The sequence below is a fragment of the Belliella filtrata genome (assembly GCF_022549775.1).
Lineage (GTDB): Bacteria > Bacteroidota > Bacteroidia > Cytophagales > Cyclobacteriaceae > Belliella > Belliella filtrata.
This window is the reverse complement of sequence record NZ_JAKZGP010000069.1, coordinates 1-22,437: the sequence shown is the minus strand read 5'-3', so window position 1 is coordinate 22,437 and position 22,437 is coordinate 1. Positions and strand designations below refer to the sequence as shown.

At 37.8% G+C, this 22,437-nt stretch carries 12 protein-coding genes; 11 read left to right on the top strand and 1 reads right to left on the bottom strand.

Translation table 11 applies throughout. From position 1 onward, the window contains the following. Nucleotides 1-4,329: HYR domain-containing protein (locus MM239_RS18120; protein ID WP_241349663.1), on the top strand; the 4,329-nt coding region annotated here is incomplete at its 5' end. Nucleotides 4,330-4,471: 142 nt separating this feature from the next. Next, nucleotides 4,472-5,746 carry a helix-turn-helix domain-containing protein gene (locus MM239_RS18115; RefSeq protein ID WP_241349662.1) on the top strand — a complete coding sequence of 425 codons (1,275 nt, stop codon included), beginning with the start codon at nt 4,472-4,474 and terminating at the stop codon, nt 5,744-5,746. Between the two features lie 28 nt (nt 5,747-5,774). Here MM239_RS18115 and MM239_RS18110 read toward each other — a convergent pair whose 3' ends face one another. Next, a complete protein-coding gene (locus MM239_RS18110) occupies nt 5,775-9,752 on the bottom strand; it encodes a hybrid sensor histidine kinase/response regulator transcription factor (RefSeq protein WP_241349661.1) in 3,978 nt (1,325 codons plus the stop codon). 242 nt (nt 9,753-9,994) lie between these two features. Here MM239_RS18110 and MM239_RS18105 point away from each other — a divergent pair, with 242 nt between their 5' ends. The 9 genes from MM239_RS18105 to MM239_RS18075 all read left to right on the top strand — a co-directional run bounded on the left by MM239_RS18105 (nt 9,995) and on the right by MM239_RS18075 (nt 22,130). After that, the gene (locus MM239_RS18105) at nt 9,995-13,057 is read left to right on the top strand and encodes a SusC/RagA family TonB-linked outer membrane protein (protein ID WP_241349660.1); all 3,063 of its coding nucleotides are present in this window, start codon (nt 9,995-9,997) and stop codon (nt 13,055-13,057) included. A gap of 18 nt (nt 13,058-13,075) precedes the next feature. Beyond that, a complete protein-coding gene (locus tag MM239_RS18100) occupies nt 13,076-14,605 on the top strand; it encodes a RagB/SusD family nutrient uptake outer membrane protein (RefSeq protein ID WP_241349659.1) in 1,530 nt (509 codons plus the stop codon). 94 nt (nt 14,606-14,699) lie between these two features. Beyond that, nucleotides 14,700-15,692 (top strand): glycoside hydrolase family 43 protein, encoded by a 993-nt coding sequence (locus tag MM239_RS18095; protein ID WP_241349657.1) that lies wholly within the window; start codon nt 14,700-14,702, stop codon nt 15,690-15,692. A 71-nt stretch (nt 15,693-15,763) separates the two neighbouring features. Further along, the gene (locus MM239_RS18090; RefSeq protein ID WP_241349656.1) at nt 15,764-16,795 is read left to right on the top strand and encodes a glycoside hydrolase family 43 protein; all 1,032 of its coding nucleotides are present in this window, start codon (nt 15,764-15,766) and stop codon (nt 16,793-16,795) included. Between the two features lie 148 nt (nt 16,796-16,943). After that, entirely contained in the window at nt 16,944-18,767 is a 1,824-nt protein-coding gene (locus MM239_RS18085) for a glycoside hydrolase family 2 protein (RefSeq protein WP_241349664.1), read from the top strand. 129 nt (nt 18,768-18,896) lie between these two features. After that, complete coding sequence (locus tag MM239_RS18080; RefSeq protein ID WP_241349655.1) at nt 18,897-20,018, top strand: glycoside hydrolase family 43 protein; 1,122 nt, start codon at nt 18,897-18,899, stop codon at nt 20,016-20,018. 29 nt (nt 20,019-20,047) lie between these two features. Further along, the gene (locus tag MM239_RS21245; RefSeq protein ID WP_394801522.1) at nt 20,048-20,122 is read left to right on the top strand and encodes a hypothetical protein; all 75 of its coding nucleotides are present in this window, start codon (nt 20,048-20,050) and stop codon (nt 20,120-20,122) included. 70 nt (nt 20,123-20,192) lie between these two features. Then, the gene (locus MM239_RS21240) at nt 20,193-20,306 is read left to right on the top strand and encodes an SUMF1/EgtB/PvdO family nonheme iron enzyme (RefSeq protein ID WP_394801521.1); all 114 of its coding nucleotides are present in this window, start codon (nt 20,193-20,195) and stop codon (nt 20,304-20,306) included. Between the two features lie 630 nt (nt 20,307-20,936). Next, the gene (locus MM239_RS18075; RefSeq protein ID WP_241349654.1) at nt 20,937-22,130 is read left to right on the top strand and encodes an exo-alpha-sialidase; all 1,194 of its coding nucleotides are present in this window, start codon (nt 20,937-20,939) and stop codon (nt 22,128-22,130) included. The last annotated feature ends 307 nt before the right edge of the window (nt 22,131-22,437 follow it).

The following is a 22,437-nucleotide window of genomic DNA, read 5'->3' as shown; positions in this document are numbered from 1 at the left end:
ACGATCAATGAGCCAGCGGCGGCACTAGCAGCAAGCATAGCTTCCACAAGTGATGCAAGTTGCTTCGGATCAACAGATGGAGCGATAGCACTTACAGTATCAGGAGGCACAGCACCATACACTTACACATGGAGCAATGGCATGTCAAGCCAGAACATCAGTGGTCTAGCTGCAGGCAGCTACAGTGTGATCATCAGGGATGCGAATGGTTGTGAAACAGCGATCAACAACATCACGATTGCACAGCCGGTTCAAGGGAATGTTTCTACTGGAACATCAGGTGAGTCTCTATGTTCTGATATTGGGTTTATACAATTGAATGGTGCTTCGAGTACAACTGTTATTTGGAGTACGTCAGGTTCTGGTTCATTTGATGATTCATCTAGACTTGATGCGATTTATACACCTAGCGCTTCTGATTATGAGTCTGGTCAAGTGACTTTGACTTTGAGTACAGCTGATGATTGTATTTCCATAACAGAAAGCTTTGTGTTAAGGTTATACAGACAAGCGATAGTTAATGCTGGTCCAAATGCTTCCACAATTTCAGCTCAAGCGTATATCCTTTCAGGAGCAACAGCAACAAATTATCAAAGCTTAACATGGACAAGTTCTGGTACTGGATCATTCAATAATCCAAATGCATTGAATCCATCATACATACCTAGCACAGAAGATATACAAACTGGCGAAGTTGAGCTTACACTTTCAGCCACAGCTTTGGGTAATTGTTCTGTAGCTACTAGCACGATGAGGTTGCTGATATTCGCTAGTCCAATAGCAGATATTGGTGCAATAGCTGGTACTGATGCAGAAATGTGTGATACAGAAGGGAGCTATTTACTTGCAGATGCTTTGACTATTAATGCGGTAAATGTAATATGGACAACTACTGGTTCGGGATCATTTGATGATGCAGGAATAGTAAATGCTAGATACACTCCAAGTTTGGCTGATTTCTTAGATGGGCAAGTTCAGTTGACTTTGACAGCAATTGGAGCTGGTGGAGATACAAACAGTGATAGGATCACTTTGACACTTTGGAGGACACCAGTAGTGACAGTAGGGGATGATCGAAACATTGCAGCTGGTCAAAACCTTGTAATCACAGGAGTTTCTGCTGAAAACTATCGTTCGATTAGATGGGAAAGTTCTGGTACTGGAAGTTTTTCAAATCAGGCTTCTCTTACTCCTACATACATTCCAAGTATTGAAGATCAAAATAATGGAGTTGTTACCATTACTTTGATAGCAGAAGCATTTGGTACATGTGAAGCAGCAGAAGCTAGTTTTGACTTGATCATATTTGCTAACCCAACAGCAGTTGCTGGTCCAGACTTAGACCTATGCAATGGAGATCAAAACATATCACTAGATCAAGCCGAGGCTTTCAATTTCACAACTATCCTATGGATGAGTTCAGGAAGTGGAACATTTGATGATAATAGTATCATGAATCCAGTGTATACGCCAAGTCAAGCTGATTATACTTCAGGCCAAGTAAAATTGACGATGAAAGTGACCGGCGATGGTGGAACAGATGAAGATAGCATAGTGCTGACTTTGATTAAAGGAGCATTTGCATACGCAGGAAATGATGTAGCTATTTGTAATACGAGAAGTTATCAAATTCTTGATGCAGAAGCGAAAGAGTTTTCTTCCATTGCTTGGACTCATAACGGAAGAGGTCAGCTAAATGGTGCAAATACACTTTCACCAACATACATCCCAGCTGACGATGAGTTTGAGATAGTTACCATCACCATGATGGTATATCCTAAAGGGGAAGTTTGTCCACCTGTAGTGGATACGATGGAGATTGATCTTAGGGATTTGATTAATCCTCAAATTCAAGCTCCTGCTAATCTCACTTTGTCAACTAATTCAGGGTGTGAAGCGACCAATGTTGTATTAGGTACGCCAATTGTTTCTGACAATTGCGCCATAGATCAGGTGCTAAATGATGCTCCTGAAAGCTTCCCACTTGGAGAAACTATTGTGACTTGGACTGTAATAGATGCAGCAGGAAACAGCGCAACTGCCACCCAGTTGATAACTGTGGAAGATAGGTTGGTACCTGAGATCACATCACCGGCGGCATTGAATATTGCTACCAATGATGGGTGTACAGCTACAGGAGTTGAATTGGGTTCTCCAATTGTAATTGACAACTGTGGAATTCAAACAATTAGTAATGATGCTCCTGAGGTCTTCGCTATAGGTCAAACGGTCGTGACTTGGACGGCAGTAGATAATTCTGGTAATGTTTCTACAGCTAAACAGCTGGTGACGGTTTCTGATCAGACACCACCAAATATTATGGCACCAGCAAATCGAACCATAAATGCCAATAGCTCTTGTGTTGCGTTTAATGTAAACCTTGGTACTCCAATAGTATTCGACAATTGTGAAGTTGCTATGGTTCACCATGATGCACCAGTTGTCTTCCCAGTTGGAGAGACAGTAGTGACTTGGACAGCAATTGATAAGTATGGAAACTCAAGCACTGATTCTCAAATCATTCAAGTGTTGGATGTTATCAAGCCAGTCCTACTAGCACCAGCAGCAATTACGGTGGAGACTAATCAAGGATGTCAGGCAGAGAATATTATTTTGGGAACTCCTCTTGCATTTGATAATTGCGGAGATGTAGAAGTGACCAACGATGCCCCTCAAGCATTCTCAATAGGAGAAACTTTGGTAACCTGGACAGCGACAGATCAAAGTGGCAACAGAACGCTAGCAACTCAAAGAGTAACAGTATTGGATAAAATTGCTCCAAGATTTGAACCAATCGCTGGAATCGTACTTGCAGTGGAAGAAGGGTGTAACATAGCTTTACCATCACTAGAGTTGCCTATTGTAACGGACAATTGTACCATAGTATCACTAGTACATGATGGCCCAGAAGTTCTGCAGCTTGGTATTACCAATGTTACCTGGACAGCAACAGATGCTTCAGGAAATATCACCAAGGCCATTCAACAGATTGAGGTAGTAGATTTGACTTCTCCTGTGATCACTGCACCTGCCTCTATCGTGGTTGCGACTAATGCAAATTGCGAAGCAGTGGGAGTAGAACTTGGCACGCCTGTGGTAAGCGATAATTGTAGTGTGATGATGGTAAGCAATGATGCACCAGCTCGATACCCAATCGGAAGTACCACAGTCACCTGGACAGTCATAGATACTTCTGGTAACTTGTCTTCAGCTACACAAGAAGTGGTGGTAGAAGATCAAACTTTACCTACTGTGATTACGCAAGCTATTTCCATAAGACTTGACTTGGATGGAAGAGCATCCATAACTCCAGAGATGGTTAATAACGGTTCATTTGATAACTGTGGTGTAGCCTCTCTCAGTCTAAGTCAGACAGTATTCACGACAGCAGATCTGGGTGAAAACATCGTGATCTTGACTGTAAGAGATATTCATGGTAACGAAACCAGTGCACCAGTACTTGTAAATGTGATCAATTTTGAATTCCCTATTACTGGAGTTTATTTGGATGGAGTGTTCTTAGAGGAAACAGCTTATATAATCGATTGGGGTACAGAAGATATTCCTGCAGAGCTTCCAGCCCAAGTTGAAGTTGTTACTACAAATGGAGATATAATCACTTTGGACGTGAGTTGGAATGTGACTACTGTAAATGCCTTTAGAAGAGGGACTTATTATGCAAAAGGAGAACTCATCCTCCAGCCTGGAGTAACAAACCCACTAAGGTTGATTCCTGAACTCCGTGTAGTTGTCAGACCAAAGCCAATGCCAGAAGATTTATTGCTTAGCAATGATACCTTCGAAGCTGACTTTGAGAGCAGTTCCATTATGATTGGAGATCTTACAGTAATAGACCCTGTAGACGATATTCATACCTTGTACTTCTCCAATAACAGTGGTGACAATCAATATTTCGATATTAGGAATAACATACTTTACTGGAACAGTAATGAAGGTGTTCCAGGCAGAAGCTCTTTCAATATCACCATTTCAGTATTGGATAGAGATGGAAATGTTATGGAAAAATCATTCGTGATCCATCGAATAAGGCCATCCATTGGAGATATTGAAATCACCAATTCATTTACTCCAAATCAAGATGGAGTGAACGACTCATGGGGAGTTCCAGAACTAATGTATTACTCAGGCGTGAGAATACAGATCTTTGAAAGAAGTGGTAGATTGCTATTCATCACTAAGAACCCTAAAGAAAGATGGGATGGAACTTATAATGGTAAGGAAATGGCTATCGGAACTTATTACTGGACAGTAGAAGTAGGAGAGACTGGAGAGATAAGAAGAGGTATGCTAAACTTGATGAGAAAGTAATACCTAAGTTGTTCTGATATTTGAAAAAGGCACAAAGCGAAAGCTTTGTGTTTTTTTTTGTGTTTAAAAACCAAATAAGTGTAGATTTTAAAATAAACTATTATAGATTTGGTGATTGAAACTTATCACCCAATAAACTTCAATGAGCCTTTCAGCAGTTCTGATAGTTATTTTATTGTCTATATCTCTTATTAACGCACTGGTATTAATTTTAAAACCAGTTAAAAATGCAATTGTAAAGAATGGTTACATAGGCGTTACCCTATTCATTTACTCCCTATTTTACCTGTCTTATTACTTGTGGTTCAAATTAGAGATTATTCTTGATTTCCCTCATCTGTTGAGGGTGATCAATCCATTGATGTTTCTTGCTATGCCATTTTTTTATTTTTTTATCAGAAATACTTTGATGCATCAAACTGGTTTTCAAAAATATGATTGGGTTCATGTCCTACCTGCACTTTTTCATGTGATCGAATTGTACCCTCTTTATAGCTTAGATAGCGATCAAAAACTGATTGTAATTCAAAAAATAATTGAAAAACCTGAGCTAATCGATGAGCTAGCAAATGGCTATATACCAGGAATCTATATAGATGCCTTTAGGATGGTATTACAGCTGTTTTACTTTGGGTTTGCAGTTAAACTTTTGTTTGCTTATCAGCCATCATTTTTTTCAACGATAAAAACCAATATGCTAAAAAACTGGTTGTTTGTATCAGTATTTCTCATTGGGTTTTTATTATTCTTCCATTTATTCTATTTTTTCGTACCAGTGCTAAATCTTCTTGAATCTTCATTTATAGAGTTGTTTTATAAATACATGCCTTGGATATTAATTTCACCTCTTGTGCTTTTGAATATTTACCTTCGTATCAATCCCGAAACAGTTTACCTTTCTCATTCAGAGCAGAATAGCAATGAATCAATGAATCAAATCCATACTAATAGCTTTATTACTGAAGAAAATATGGTTGAAAAAGATGATAGTAAAATTCCAAAAATGGTACTTGAGGGCGAGGAGAAATCCACTATAGCAGGGATTAATGAACTTGATCTTTTAACAGCAAAAAACAGGATCATTTATCTATTAAATACAGAAAAACTTTTTGCAAAAAATGGCATTACCTTGTCCGAATTTTCAAAGAAAACAGGACTTTCTACCAAGTTGATTTCTCAAATAATCAATAAGACATTTGATAAAGGCTTCAATGAATTGATTAATTACTACCGGGTTGATTATGCTGTTCAATTGATAAAAGGCGGTTACCTAGATGATTTTACGATCATGAGTTTGAGTGAAAAAGTAGGCTTTAATTCAAGAACCACATTTTTCAATGCATTCAAAAAAGAATACGGTATTAGTCCAAATGAATTTTGGAAAAAATTCAGAGCAGAGGATAGGGATGAAGAATGAAGTTTAAATTTAAGAGTTTATGAATGACCTATCTAGCTTTTGTCAAGTAGCTATTTGTATACTCAGTGGGAGTCATGCCGAATTGCTTATGGAAGTTTCTCGTAAAACTATTTTGAGAATTGTAGCCAACTAAGTCTGCGACCTCGTAAATTTTATAGTCAGAGCTTGACAGTAGCTCGGCAGCTTTTTTTAACCTAGCCAAATTGATAAGTTCATTTGGAGTGAGATCTGATATTGCTTTGATTTTTCTATAGAGAGTAGGTCTACTCATATTGAAATTGTCTGCCAATAAATCTACATTAAGATTTGGGTTAGTTAAATTTCCATAGATGATTGCATTCAGTTTTTCCAAAAACTCTTCGTCTGCTTTTGAATGTGCTATTGTTTTGAGATGTGCAATGGGTGAATTGGTGTAGTATTCTTTTACTTTTACTTTGTTTTTTAGCAAATTAGAAACTTGTGCAATTAAATGCTCTACGGCAAATGGTTTTTCAATATATGCATCAGCGCCAGATTCTAAGCCTTCTATTTTTGATTGAAGTGTCGATTTAGCTGTAAGAATTAGAATTGGAATATGGCTATGGTTAAGGTTTGATTTGATTGCTTGACAAAGGCTGATTCCATCCATTCCTGGCATCATGATATCACTTACAATGAGTTGGATGGGTTTTTCTTCCAAAATATCAAGTGCTTTGTTGCCATTATTTGCTGTATAGACAGCATAATATGGTTTTAATTCTTGAGACAAAAAATCTAACAATTCAAGGTTATCTTCAACTATGAGTATTGCAGTTTCAGTTTTTGAAATCACTTCATTTTGAGAGCCATCTTCAGGTAATACATCATGCTCTATTTCAAAGTCAAAAATCAATTGTTGTTCTATTGGAATTTGAATTTTGAATATATTTAAGTTAGCATTTTTTTCTAGCTGAATTGTACCAGAATGTAACTCAACAAGTGATGTTGCAAGCGGAAGACCTATTCCTGTTCCAGGTACATTTTCTGAGGCTGCTGCTCTGTAGAAAGGCGTGAATATTTTTTCTCTATCTGCATCATTTATCAAAGAGCCATCATTTTTAAAGTATATAGCCAAAGATTTATCTTCAGGTATAGAACTGATACAAATTTCTACTAATTTGTCTGAAAATTTCAAAGCATTATTTAATAAGTTACTAAATACTTTTGTCATTGCTTCTCTATCTATATAGGCATAAGCTGGCTTGTGATCCACTTCTAACTTGATAGTCAATTTCTTTTGCTCTGCAATAGGTGAAAATCTGTAAATGAGATCTTCCAAAAGATCTACAAGATTTACTTTTACAAAATTCAATGAAAATTCTTTACTTTCAGTTTTTCTGAAATCCATCAATTGATTGACCAATTCAAGTAGGCGTGAAGTGTTTTTTTCCATGATCAAAAGGAGGTTTTGTTCGCTTGGACTTGCATGTATTTGTTTTTGCAATTTTTCCAATGGACCTTTTATCAACGTAAGTGGGGTACGGATTTCATGTGCTACATTTGTAAAGAATTTGATCTTAGCATTATATATTTCTTTTTCTTTTTCTCTTTCCAGTATGACCATTCTTTCTCTATTTTTATGAAGACTCCGGTTGTATAGAGAAATAATTATAAACGCAATCAATGAACATATTGCAAAGAAGTAAATCAAATATGCCCAATATGTTGCCCAAAAAGGAGGGGATATGTGGATCTCTAAACGCTTAATACTATCACTCCAAACCCCATTGCTATTGGAGCTTTTTAAAAGAAAGGTGTATTTTCCAGGAGGAACTTTAGTAAATGAAATTTTACGATTGGTTTTGTGGAAGATCCACTCATTGTCAAATCCCTCAAGCTTATAGGCATATTGGACGATTTCTGGAGCTGTAAAGCTAAGGGCTGCCACATCTAGGCTGAAGCTAGATTGGTTATGTTTAAGAGCGACTTTGTCAGTAAATATGATAGATCTCCTTAATGGTGAGGTTTCTTCATCTATATCAACTTCATCATTTCCAATCTGCAACCCAGTTATAAAAACGGGAGGCAGATACTCATTTTTTAGGAAATTCCTGTAGTTAAATTTTATCAAACCCTTGACAGAACCAAAATACATAGTCCCATCTTTATCCATAAAGGAAGATCTGTAATTGAACTGGTCGCTTAAGATTCCATGATCTTTGGTATATGTTTGAATATCACCACTTTCAGGGTTAAATCTTACAAGCCCTTTTGATGTTGAAATCCATAGCATTTTATCTTCATCTTGCTCAATTTGATAACAGACATTACTGGGTAAACCATCGGCTGTGGTGTAAATTGTAATTGAATCATCATTCTGATTTATTTTGTTCAACCCGCTTGCTGTGGTAATCCAAATCTGATTGTTTTGATCTTCGAAAATACTGTGAATGGCATCACTACTTATATGTTTTGACTCTTTTGAGTTTTTCTTGAAACTTGATAATTGTTTATTTGTAATGTCAAATACATATAATCCATCAGTGTATGTTCCTGCCCAAATATTGCCTTTGCTGTCTTCAAACACACTAGTATAATGTAGGTCTTTTTGAAACCCCTCCAATGATTCAAATGTATCTCTTTCTTTGTTGTAACCAAAAATTCCAGCATTGGTAGTAATAACAATTTGACCAGTTTTCAACATACTGATAGCATAAATGAAATCATTTTCCAATTTTCCATTTTTTTGGTTTGAAGCGTACTTTTTAATGATTTTACCTGTAACAATGTCTATAACATACAATCCTTGAAAAAATGTGCCTACCCATAGTTTTTCTCCATCAATCAATAACCCATGAATGTTGTTGTGGGTCAGTACATCTGGATCATTGCTCAACATATAATTGATGAATGTCCCGTTAGTTGGGTCGTATCTGTTCAACCCAGCATCTTCTGTTCCGATCCATAATTTTCCACGTTTGTCTTTCACAATCTCTCTTACAGCATTTCCACTAATACTATTTTCATCAGATTTAGGAAAAAATCTTTCAAATGGAGTGTATTGCTTTGGAAGATAATTGAGTCCACCAAAGTAAGTTCCTGCCCATATTCCTCCTTCTTGATCTTTTAAAAGTGTATAGACGGCATTATCAGAAAGAGAATAAGGATCATTGTAATTCTTCTTTAGGTTAGTGAAATCTTTACTTTCTATATCTATAATAAATACACCTGATTCTGTAGCAACCCAAAACTGTCTATCATTTATTTTTAAAAAATCTCTCACAAAAAGTTCTGAATCATTAATTCCTTTTGAAACCATGTTTGTGTAAGTTCCTGAGATTGGATTAAAAAGTTTTATTCCATCACTCTGTGTTCCTACAAGGATTTTTGTAAAGTCTATGTAGTGTAACTTTTCTATGACTTTATTACCTACTTGTACTTGATCATCAAAAAGACTAACACCTACAAATGTATCAGAATCAGGGTCGTACCTGTTGATCATTCCACTATTGGAAGAAGCCCAAACACTGCCCTGATTGTCCATGCAAATGGAAGATGCTAGGAAAGTATCACTAGGATCGTAAATCCTTACATGCTGATTGGTTTGATCTATTTTGTACAAGGTGTTACCAGCTATATACCACAAGTTTTCATTGATATCTTCCTTTATTTCTCTAATGTAAAAATTTGATGAAACCTCTATGTGATCGAAACTTTCTTGTTCTTTATTGTACCGAAAGAGCCCTTTATCTGTACCAACCCAAAGGTGATTTTTGCCAGAGTAGAGACTTGTGATAAAATTTGATTTTAAGCTTTGATTAGTGGTGCTGTTTTGTCGAAAAACCTTGAATCTGTAACCATCAAATCTGTTCAAACCATCTTTAGTCCCAAACCAAATAAAACCATCTTTATCTTGGACTGAAGCCATTACGGTATTGTGTGACAGACCTTGTTCTACTTGAAAATGCTTAAAATAATATGAGCCTATATTGGCATTGACGTTTGTAAATAAAAGACTCAATAGGAGATATAGCAGAATTACTTTCATGAATAGTTACTTTGGGAAATTGAATTTACGAATCTATTCTTCGATTTCTGCAATGTACTTTTTCAAATTCTATCACATATTGAGTTTTTTGTTACTAGGAAGCCTTTTTTGATACAATTGGGATAAGGATTGAGAAAAGTTGAATACATATCTCCATTTACTCCGAGTAAGTTTGAGTAGGCTTTGACGATTTCTATATGAATGAACCGATGCCTAAACCATAACCTAAAATAATCTTTATTATGAGTAAAAAAACTACAAGCATAAGGGAGCTTTGGAGAGTTCCTATTTATACATTGTGCATCTTCATGGTGTGCACTAGTGGAGCAAGAGCCACTTCTAATTATGTTGAATCTACTTTTGTAAGTGTAAGCCAGCTTGACATTAAGGTTACTGGACAAGTTCAAGATGAATTTGGAGAAGTTATCCCTGGTGTAACAGTATTGCTTAAATCTACCTCGATAGGAGTTGCTACTGATTTGGATGGAAATTATACTATTGATATCCCGGAAGGTAGTGCAGACGGAATTTTGGTTTTTTCATTTATAGGATATGTCAGTCAAGAAGTAAGAATCCAAAACAGATCCGTTGTCAATGTGACACTTGAAGAAGATGTCCAGGCCATGGATGAGGTCGTGGTAGTAGGCTACGGAACTCAGCAAAAGAAAGATCTGACAGGTGCAGTTGCTGTGGTCAATACAGATGAACTACAAAAAAGACAAGCTACCACTGTTGGTGAAGCGTTGCAAGGATTGACTACGGGAGTTAATGTAAGAGGAGGAGGAAGGCCAGGATCCGAAGCCAACGTCGTTATTCGAGGACTGAACAATTTCAGTAATGCAAGCCCACTCTATGTAATAGATGGTATGATCACTACTGCCAATAGGGATTTCAATCCAAATGATATTGAATCTATCCAAATACTTAAGGATGCTTCAGCGGCTGCCATATACGGTTCGAGAGCTGCAAATGGGGTAATTATCATCACAACGAAGCGAGGCAAAGATGGCCCTATGTACGTAGAGATTTCGTCAAGAAATAGTATACAGACAATCCCTAGGTATGATTTAGCTGGTACGGATGAATTTATCAGGCTCAATAATATGACTTATGACAATGCAGGTCAACCAAGACAAAACCTAGACCCAAACATCCATACAGATTGGCAAGATGCTGCATACATGACTGGCGAGATGCATGACTTCAATGCTACAGTTTCGGGTGGAAGTAAAAACGGGAGTTACTTGATCTCTGGGAATTATTTTGGAAACAAAGGTACTGTAATCGGTACCGGGTTCGATAGATACAGTCTCAGGGTAAATACCCAAGGGTCCAAAGGTGTTTTTAGCATAGGAGAAAACTTAGCAATCACCCTTTCACATGCAGATGAGATGTCTGGGAATCCGATAGTCGATGTGACTAGAATGCTGCCAACGATACCTGTATATGATGAGAATAATCCAGGAGGTTATGGTTATGGGAGTCCCTCAAGAGGAAGTACTTTCGGCTCCAATCCTGTAGCGATCGCAGATTTGGAAGATAGACAAAATAGAAACATGAGAATTCAAGGGAATATTTGGTCAGAATTGAAAATATTACCTTATCTGACTTATAGGTTAAATCTTGGACTAAATGTAAGCCATGACAATTACAGGTATCTGCGTAAGGAGGGGAATTGGACTCAAAATCAACCTTATGATCCAGCTATATATGATGAAAATAGAGGAGAATACATGGATGGCTTAGTTGAAAACACCTTGTCATTCGATAAGGTATTTGGAAAACATGCAGTAAAACTATTGGCAGGTCAAACCTACCAAAGAATCCAATATGCTCAAATCTGGGGTAATAAGAGGAATATCCCAATGAATTCACTTGGTAATTACTATACAGTTCTTGATCAAGGAGATACTCCTCAAGTAGGTGGATTTAGACAAGAAGCTGCCTTACTTTCATACTTGAGTAGGTTGGAATACAGCTATGATGACAAATACTTGATCAATGCAGTGGTAAGAAGAGATGGGACATCAAGATTGTCGAGAGCAAATCGTTGGGGTACTTTTCCATCTTTTTCTGGAGCATGGAGGATCAGTGAGGAAGGATTCTTCTCTTCTGATATTGTTAATGACCTGAAAGTAAGAGCAAGTTACGGAAGATTAGGGAGTAGCAATATTGGCTATTGGGATCATTTGAGTTTGATCAATGTGTTCCCAACCATTGCTATGGGAATGGATCAGACTGTCATTCCTGGCGCTACTCAAGTAAGACTTGCCAATGAAAATTTGAGATGGGAAATTCTCGAACAGCAAAACTATGGCTTAGATGCAGGTTTTTTTGAAGATAAACTTACCCTTTCAGCTGAGTACTTTATCTCTCAGACAAATGATGTATTGACAAATATGCCAATCCCCAGAACTACTGGCCACGATGGAACAGATCCATTTGTCAACGCGGCTTCTTTGAGAAACAGAGGGTTTGAATTCACCGCTACATACAGGGAATCAGCCAAACCAATCAAATATTATGTTACTGCAAATGTGACCACATTGAGAAATGAAGTGCTATCTCTAGGGTATGGAAGAAATGACATCTATTCAGGAAATACTGTAACAGAGATCGGTCAACCCATTGGGATGTGGTTTGTATTGGAGACGGATGGAATTTTCCAAAATATGGAAGAGATTCAGAGTCATACTAACTCTGCTGGTCAAATGATTCAGCCTAATGCTCAACCAGGTGATATTAGATTCAAAGATCATAATGACGATGGGCAGATCACCAATGAGGACAAAGTGGTCATGGGAAGTCCTTGGGCTGATTACGAGATAGGATTGAATATGGGGGCGAGTTACAAAGGTTTTGATTTCAGTATGCAATGGTTCGGTTCATTTGGTGCTACTGTATATAGTGGATATAGGAGTTTGGTAGACAGATTTGATGACAACAGTAATTACAGAGCTGGAATAAAGCCTTGGACACCTGAAAACCCTAACACTGACGTACCAAGAGCGATTGCAGCATCTACACTTAATTCAAGAGGAGATACAGACCGATGGTTAGAGGATGGAAGCTTTCTGAGATTGAAGTTGATTAGAATTGGTTATACTATTCCACCAGCTATAACACAGAAAATAGGTTTCGCTACGGCACAAGTTTCAGTTTCTGGCCAAAATTTATTGACTTTCACCAAGTACTCTGGCCTAGACCCTGAGTTTCTCAATGGCAATATTTTCCAAAGGGGATTTGACAATTTTGCCTTTCCTAATCTGAGAATGTACACAGTTGGATTACAATTAGGATTTTAATTTAAAGCCCAGAATATCATGAAAAAGATAATTTATATAGCAATAGTATCTATATTTTCTATTCAACTAATTTCCTGTAATGAAGATTTGTTGGATATACCCAATCCAAATACTTTGACACAAGCAGATTTCTGGCAAACAGAAGATGATGCCAGACTTGGTGTTAATGCCATGTATGCAATGTTTTACAAACCTGGACTTTGGACAAGATGGATGTATTTTAGGTTGGACCTAACTTCAGATGAGGGGTTTAGTTCAAGTCCGTGGCTAGAATTAGGAGATTGGACTAGGTTCCAATATATTAATTACAATTTTTGGGAAGGAAATGTAGAAACATGGAGAGATACTTATAAGGCAGTATGGAGGGCCAACCAAGTATTGACATATGTTCCCGATATTGAATTTCAAAATAACGATGAGAAAAACCGCCTTCTGGCAGAAGCACATTTCCTTAGAGCATTACATTACTATTATGCGGCATTGCTTTGGGAAAATATTCCGATTGTGTTGGAACCTTCTCAACCAGAAGATTTACCAGAGCAAAGACCACTAGAAGAAGTGTGGGCTCAAATTGAGGAAGACTTGCTTTTTGCACTCGACCATGTACCCGTAAGTAGAGATGCGGCAAATGTAGGCAGGCCAACCAAAGGTGCAGTAAATGCTTTTTTGGCACGTACATACATGCAGCAACACAAATGGACTGAAGCACGACAGGCATTAGACTATTTCTTCATAGGTGAAGGAGCAGGAAGATATTCTTTGGTACCAAATTACCAAGATAATTTCACTCACTTAAATGAAAATAATTCGGAGTCAGTTTTCGAGATTCAATTTTCTGATGTCAATAGAGGAGGAGATGGAGAGGTTCCTAATGCCACTATGACTACTCATCGACCTCAGTTTTTTGCACCCAATGGAATAGGATGGTCAGATGGTGAAGCTAGGCCATGGATTGTCAATGCTTTCAAAAGTGAAAGGACTGTTGATGATGAACTAGACCCTAGGTTGAGATTTACTGTATTCTATCCTGATTTAGAAGCAGATTTTGGAGACAAAGTATATGGACGCAATTGGGAATGGGGTAGTAGAGTATACTTTAGAAAGTATGCAAGAGACTATTTCCGTGACAATGAAGATTATTTTGCTCAGAATAATTTCAGAATGGTGAGGTTTGCTGATATTCTATTGCTGTATGCTGAAGTATTAAATGAACTGGGTGAGACTAGCAATGCTTATCAATATGTAAACACAGTAAGAGGTAGGGCAAACTTGCGTTCATTAGAAGAAGCTTACCCTGCCATAGGGAATAATCAAGAGCAGTTTTTGGAGCGACTTAAAATGGAAAGGGCACTTGAACTTTTTAGCGAATCTGTAAGATGGGCAGACCTGAAAAGATGGGGGGATTTGAGCAATCCAGCGCAGCTTGCCGCTGTAGCACAAAGAGATCCTGATTTCAACAACTTCGTGATAGGTAGAAGTATCAGGCTACCAATCCCTCAACAGGAAGTAGAAAACAATCCAAATCTAAATCAAAACCCTCAATATTGATAATTTTAATCATGATCAAAGTAGTCAATGCTGGCTACTTTGATCATGATTTTTAGTCTTTGAATAAAAATTTCAATACTAAATCCCAAATGAAATGAAAAATCTATTATTAAGACCTATCACTTTTGCAATGCTTGTTTTAGGTTCTTTGGCTTGTTCTGAAGATGAAGTTGTTGAAGAGTACATACCTACAATAGCTCCAATATATAGTGCAGACCCAACTATATTTCAACATGAGGGGATATATTATTTGTATGGAACTGTTGACAATGATCCAAATACAGGTTTTGAAGTTTATACTTCTGATGACCTGGTTAATTGGGAAGGTCCTGCGGGTGAAAATGGAGGATTGGCATTGCATAGAAATAATGTATACGGTGATCAAGGTTTCTGGGCTCCCCAAGTATTTGAACGTGATGGGGTCTTCTATATGGCCTATACAGCAAATGAAAATATAGCTATAGCAACTTCTACCAGTCCTCTTGGGCCATTTACTCAAGAGAATCAAGTAGCTATAGCAGCACCTGTCAAGCAGATTGACCCATTTGTGTTTTTTGATGACGATGGGAAAGTATATCTATACTTTGTACGTCTTTCTGATGGTAACAAAATGTATGTTGCTGAAATGACCGAGGACTTGATGAGTATCAAGGAAGAGACAGTACAGCTTTGCATTGAAGCTGATCAGCCTTGGGAAAACACTGAATCTGCAAATTGGTCAGTAGCTGAAGGCCCTACAGTGATAAAGCATAATGGTAAGTATTATTTTGTTTACTCAGCCAATGATTTTAGAAACCCAGATTATGCAGTAGGGTACGCAGTTAGCGATTCGCCTACCGGCCCATGGATAAAGTCTACGAGTAATCCAATCCTTAGTCGTAACACTGTAAATGAAAATGGACCTGGACATGGAGATATATTTTCAGATGCAGCTGGTAATTGGTATTATGTGCTACATACACATTTCAACAGCTCAAGAGCCACACCAAGAAAAACCGCAATCATCAAAGCTGAATTCGTTTCAGGTGACAATGGAGAAGATGACTTGGTATTCTATCCAGAAGAGTTTAGATTTTTGGAAAAATAAAAAATGGAAAAATATGGGGAGTTGGGAGGATTATAATTTGAAAAGAGCAACTTATTAACTAAACATAAATAATGAATTACAGACAAAATATACTAGCCATAGGATTGATTTTGGCAAGTTTCATTTTTGGTACGAGCTGCCAACAAGGGAAAACTAATCAAAACAAATTATCATCATCAGATATAGCATCTGTACAATTGGAAGCTTTGAATTATGCAGATCCTACCATTTTTTACCATGATGGCACATACTATCTTTATGGGACTGTGGAAAATATTCCAAATGTAGGGTTTGAAGTTTTCGTTTCTAAGAACCTTCAAGATTGGGAAGGGCCATATGGGGCGAAAGATGGGTTTGCATTACACAAAGATGATGTGTTCGGCGATAAAGGATTTTGGGCACCTCAAGTTTTTTTCCACAATGAAAAATTCTATATGGCTTACACAGCCAATGAACAAATTGCCATTGCTACTTCAGATAGTCCACTAGGGCCATTTGTTCAAGAAGAAAAGAAAGAAATTTCAGGCCCAGTTAGACAAATCGATCCATTTGTGTTTTTCGATGATGATGGAAAAGTGTATCTCTATTCTGTGAGACTACAAGATGGAAATAGGCTTTTTGTTGCCGAAATGCTGCCTGATTTAAGCGGTATCATCGAAGAATCTGTAAGGGAATGTATCTCCGCTATTGAACCATGGGAAAATACACAGAATGTAACGTGGCCAGTTGCTGAAGGCCCTACAATTGTAAAAGAAAATGGGCTCTATTATTTCATTTATTCAACCAATGACTTTAGAAACCCAGATTATGCGGTAGGATACGCGACAAGTGATAATCCCATTGGACCTTGGGAAAAAGTATCTCATAATCCTATCCTAGAGAAATCTTTGGTGGATCAAAATGGGACTGGACATGGAGACTTATTTGAAGATGGGAATGGAGAATTGCACTATGTGTTTCACACGCATTTTTCTAAAGAAAACCCTAAGCCTCGTAAGACAGCTATCATAAAAGCAAAATTTGAAACTGATGCCAACAATGATGCTCAAAAAAACTTGGTGTTTGATCCTGAATCTTTCAGGTTTTTGAATTACAAAAAATAAAAATTAAATAAAAATATTACCAAAAATGCATTGCTAAATTGTTTTTGTAGAAAAACTATCTTATCATGTGCATACTATTTTACTCAATTAATTATAATAAAAAACAATGACAAAATTAAACCTAAGAAACCTAAGCTTAGCATTTTTGATGGTGATGCTCACCATAGCGTCTACCAAAGCTCAAGAGCAGCTAAGCAAACCACCAATCTCAACTCCATGGGCAGAACAGGTAAATGCAGTAGCACCTCATCAAGAATACCCTAGACCTCAGATGTCAAGAGAAAATTGGGTAAATCTCAATGGTCAGTGGGACTATGCTATAGTGAGCAAGGGGACAGCTTCCCCCACTGATTATGATGGTAAGATCACGGTGCCATTTCCCATAGAATCTCAACTCTCTGGTGTAGGTCGTAGTGTAGGAAGTAAGCATGAGCTTTGGTACGCTAAGGAAATTTCTCTGAAGTCTAGCCAAAGAAAGGGTAAAATTTATTTACATTTTGGAGCTGTCGATTGGGAAGCAGAGGTTTTTGTGAATGGCAAATCTGTAGGGATTCACCATGGAGGATTTGATCCATTCTATTTTGAGATCAACGAGGCTTTGGTGAAAGGAGAGAAGCAAGAAGTGAAAGTTAGGGTATGGGATCCTTCTGATGATGGTCCGCAACCGAGGGGAAAGCAAATCAAAAATCCACATGGAATTTGGTATACACCAGTCACTGGAATATGGCAGACCGTATGGATGGAAACAGTACCTGAATCTCATATAGCGCATATCAAAAACACTCCTGATTTTGATAATGGAACGATCTCAGTACTTCCTACGGTGAAAGGAGCTAATGGCAATACCAAAGTTAAAGTAGTAGCTTTCGCTGACGGTAAAGAAGTAGCTTCTCAAGAAGGAAGTGTAGGAAATGGTATAGATCTCAAAATACCATCACCAAAGCATTGGAGTCCAGAGAGCCCTTTTCTGTATGATCTCGAGATCAGCCTGATGTCAGGCAATAAAGTGGTCGACAAAGTTAAGAGTTATGCAGCCTTGAGAAAAATCAGCATGGGCTATGATGCAAATGGTGTGAAGCGCATGTTGCTGAATGACAAGTTTGTATTCCAGTATGGTCCACTTGACCAAGGATGGTGGCCAGATGGACTCTACACAGCTCCTAATGAGGAAGCTTTGGTATTTGATATCATCAAAACACAGGAGATGGGATTCAATATGATCAGAAAGCATGTGAAAGTAGAGCCAGCAAGATGGTATTACCATTGTGACAAGATGGGGATGCTTGTATGGCAAGACATGCCAAATGGCGACCACGGAAATGAATGGGAAATGCGACCAGGTATTATAGGTAAGGGAACTGATCGTGACAGAACAGCAGAATCAGAAGCTATATTTAAAAAAGAATGGAAAGCCATCATAGATGCGAATTATAACTTCCCTTCCATCGTAGTCTGGGTTCCATTCAATGAAGCTTGGGGGCAGTTCAAGACCAAAGAAATCACAGAGTGGACGCAAGAATATGACCCAAGCAGGCTAGTTAATTCAGCGAGTGGCGGAAATTTTGAAATGGATGGAACGAAGATCACTGGAGATATCATTGACCTACATAATTATCCAGCAGCTACGATGCCAGATCCGGCAATATATGGAAAGGACAATGTGATTGTGCTGGGAGAATTTGGAGGATTGGGTCTTCCAGTCGATGGACATACTTGGCAAGACAAGGACAACTGGGGCTATCAAAGCTTCAAAGACAAAGAAGCTTTGGTCAATAGATACGGAGAGTTTATGAAAACACTTGGAGATCTGATTTCAGCGGGACTTTCAGCGGCTGTTTACACCCAGACCACAGATGTAGAGGTGGAGACCAATGGCCTGATGACCTATGATAGAAAGATTATCAAGTTTGATGAGTCTTGGCTCAAGTCAGCACATCAAAAGCTCTACAATGTCAATGTCAAAATGAAGTAATATCAGAAGTCTTATAAATTAGGATATTGGTATAATGCAGTATTGAGGATGTCTTTTAAAGACATCCTCAATACTTGTTTTAATAGGTGAAAGTTTGGTTTTTTAATAAACTGTAAATAATTGTAAGAAATGATAAACGCTAAATTGGTTTCAGGAATTCAGCTTATGTTTTTGATGGTGTTTTTTTCATGTCAAAAAAAAGAAGTGGAAATTAGTTCTCCTTTACTATCAGAATTTCAAAATCCACTGGATGTAGCTTTTGGTGATCCATATATATTAGATGATGGTGGTGGAAAATACTACATGTATGGTACTGGCGCTGGTGCAAAGGATGGATTTATGGTTTATTTCTCATCAGATTTGAAACATTGGGAGAAAAAGGGGCAGGTATTCCATGGAAATACATTAGAATCTTGGTCAGTCGCAAATTTCTGGGCACCAGAGGTTTATAAGTTTGATGACAAATACTACATGTTTTACAGCGCAGATTGGAGAGAAAATCCCACGAATGAGTTGGAGAACTTTAAGATAGGTGTTGCTGTATCTGATGATCCAGTGGGGCCCTTTATAGACATGAAAGATGAACCACTTTTTGATCCTGGTTATCCTATCATAGATGCCAATGTCTTTAAAGATGAAGATGGTAAATTCTATTTGTACTATTCTAGAGCTTGCTATAAGCATCCTGTTGATTCAGAAATCGCTGATTGGGCCAGAGAAGAAGGAATGTTCGAAGAAATCGAAGAAAGTTGGGTATATGGTATTGAGCTTAAGCCTGATTTCTCCGGGGTAATTGGTGAACCAGTATTACTCCTAAGACCGCCTGTCAAGATGAATGATCAGCAAGCAGAGTGGGAGAGTAGGTCTGTTACGAGTGGAGAAGTAAACCGAAGATGGACAGAAGGCTCTTTTACCTTCAAGCATGGAGAAAAATATTACATCATGTATTCTGCCAACCATTTTGGAGGAGAGCATTATGCGGTGGGTTATGCCACAGGGGATTCACCTTTGGGTCCATTCACAAAGGCTCAAAACAATCCTGTGATAGAAAAAAATACTCAAAGTGGTGGTACAGTAACTGGAACAGGCCACAACAGCGTACTTTTTTCACCAGATAAAAAGGAAATGTATGTAGTATATCATGGAAGAACCAAGGACACCGGAGATGAACGTTTGGTTTTTATTGATAAAATGTCAATTGATGAATCTGGTAAGCTCCAAGTTGATGGGCCGACAACTAGGGTGGAATAGGTATTGTACAATTGGCTTACCAAGATGCGATGGCTTATGCAAAGTGGGCTGGGAAACGATTACCAACGGAAGCAGTTGGAGTGGGCAGCGAGAGGTGGAATTGATAAGGCTAAGTATCCTTGGGGAAATGCACCAGTGTCAGAAATGACACATCGAGCAAACTATTGACAAGGAATTTTACCCTATCAAAACCTCAAAGAAGATGGCTATGAAGGCATTACGCATGTAATGAGTTTTGAGCTGAATAGTTATGGCTTGTATGAAATGGCGGGCAATATATGGGAATGATGTGAAGATTGGTATCGTTCTGATGCATATAAATTAAAAAAGATCAGTCAGTGAAAGGACCTGAATACCCACATAACGTCCAAGATCCAATTGTTTCTAAAAGAGTGGTTCGTAGAGGGTCTTTTCTTTGTATTGATTCATATTGTAGTGGATATAGGGTGTCCTGAAGGATGAAGTCAAGTGAAGGTTCTGGCCTTGATCATACTGGGTTTAGATGTGTCAAGGACATTTAATAACTTTATAAATACGCGACTTCATCTTTTTATTAAATGATGAATTTGAATCCCCGCTTTGATACTAGAGGATTTGTTTGATATTAAAACAACATAACTTCTGGATCAATTACGAACTACGGAGGAAGTTATCCAATAATATCAATTATGCATCCATACCTGAATATTGATTATCTTTTTGATGATTTGATTACTGGTATCTTTATGAATGCAAATAAAAATGGATATCCGTTCTTTATTAAAAGCTTGTTAATTTCTTCAAAATAGCTATTCTGAGACAATTAGTATAAAAAGTGATATAGGATAAAGAGGAGAGAGCTGGCAGAGGGGTTATTTTTAGGTATGGTTAAGGGAGAATGTGCATTGCACCCTACAGATCTTTTAAGACCAAAAGAAAATGAATAACCCAAAATTTAAACCTATCATGAAATCGTCTATGAAAGCTTTGTTAATTACATTTTTAATTCTATTCTTTTCCTGCCAAAATGATATTGAGAACAATGGGAATGTTACTGTTGTTGAAAAGGGACTTAGAATCATTTGGGATGAAACTTCAATCGTAAATGTAGCTACAGAAGGATTTTATCCAAGATTGAGAGTGCTCAGTAGCGGCGAATATTTGATCGCTTACGAAAGTCCTCAAGGAGATATCATGCTCAAAAAAAGTCAAGATGGAATCCAATGGGAAGATTTGGGCATGGCTTATTCGAGTTTTGATTATACCAATCCAGAAAATGGTACTTTGGTTAAAGTTCGCGCCACAAACCCTGAGCTGATTGAGTTGGACAATGGGGATGTTTTGCTAGCAACCAATTTGCGACCAACTCAGGATGGTGTGTATCCATTTTCCATAGCGGTCAAGCGGAGTTTTGATAAGGGAATAACCTGGGGTGAACCTGATATTTTATATCAAGGAGGTAATAGATTTGATAATGGATGTTGGGAACCTTCGTTCCTAGCTCTTCCCAATGGAGACATTCAACTTTACTTCGCAAATGAAACACCCTATCCAGATTCTCATGATCAACAAATTTCCGTGTTGTATTCAAAAGATCAAGGAGTTACATGGTCTTCAGGGTTTAAGACAGTGAGTTATAGGGCTCAGTTTCGAGATGGTATGCCTGTTGCTGTACATGATGATATCCATATTTATGTGGCGATTGAGGATAATGTAAGTGGGCAATTTAAACCATATATAGTCAAAAACGCGATAAATGAAAGCTGGGATTCCCCAGTGTCAGGAAGTGATGAAAATCGATACAATACGCTTAAAGATCCACTTCCAGATTATGTCTATGCAGGTGCTCCATATTTAATTAAAACCTCCGGGGGATATTATGTTATGTCCTACCAGAGCACGGGTGACCGAGCTGATAATTGGGAATTGGCAACTATGGAGGTGGTGATTAGTGATACGCCTAGTAATTTCAGAAACCCTAGCAGGCCATTCAAGGTGCCATTGAATCGAGAAGCTAAATGGAACTCTTTGACTGATCTTGGCAATGATCAAATAGCAGCCTTATCTACAACAAATTTTCAATCTAGCCAAGTTGGAATATGGATGGTAAAGGGTAAGATTGTAAATGATTAAAATATTTTCTCCCAAAAAAAAGAATTGGCTTGTAATTTGAATTAAATTTGTAGTCTAATTATTGATATGCACCAGAGAATAAAAACTTTTGTAAGCTTGGGCTTGATCCTTTCCTTGATGTTTCAGGGAATCATTTTCATTGCCCAAGTAGAAGAAGTATATAAGAATGGTGATTTTCACAATTGTAACTACTCAGGTTGTAAATTAGCTATATGATTTAGATTTTCTAAGATATTTCCCGAACGTTTGATCAGGGTATCCACGACGGATCTTATAACACAGAAGTTTTCAGCTCCATTGTTGGATT

Excerpts from the sequence above, each read along its gene's own strand:
- MM239_RS18115 (WP_241349662.1), top strand. The coding sequence starts at position 4,472 with ATGAGCCTTTCAGCAGTTCTGATAGTTATTTTATTGTCTATATCTCTT.
- MM239_RS18110 (WP_241349661.1), bottom strand. The coding sequence starts at position 9,752 with ATGAAAGTAATTCTGCTATATCTCCTATTGAGTCTTTTATTTACAAAC.
- MM239_RS18105 (WP_241349660.1), top strand. The coding sequence starts at position 9,995 with ATGAGTAAAAAAACTACAAGCATAAGGGAGCTTTGGAGAGTTCCTATT.
- MM239_RS18100 (WP_241349659.1), top strand. The coding sequence starts at position 13,076 with ATGAAAAAGATAATTTATATAGCAATAGTATCTATATTTTCTATTCAA.
- MM239_RS18095 (WP_241349657.1), top strand. The coding sequence starts at position 14,700 with ATGAAAAATCTATTATTAAGACCTATCACTTTTGCAATGCTTGTTTTA.
- MM239_RS18090 (WP_241349656.1), top strand. The coding sequence starts at position 15,764 with ATGAATTACAGACAAAATATACTAGCCATAGGATTGATTTTGGCAAGT.
- MM239_RS18085 (WP_241349664.1), top strand. The coding sequence starts at position 16,944 with ATGGTGATGCTCACCATAGCGTCTACCAAAGCTCAAGAGCAGCTAAGC.
- MM239_RS18080 (WP_241349655.1), top strand. The coding sequence starts at position 18,897 with ATGATAAACGCTAAATTGGTTTCAGGAATTCAGCTTATGTTTTTGATG.
- MM239_RS18075 (WP_241349654.1), top strand. The coding sequence starts at position 20,937 with ATGAATAACCCAAAATTTAAACCTATCATGAAATCGTCTATGAAAGCT.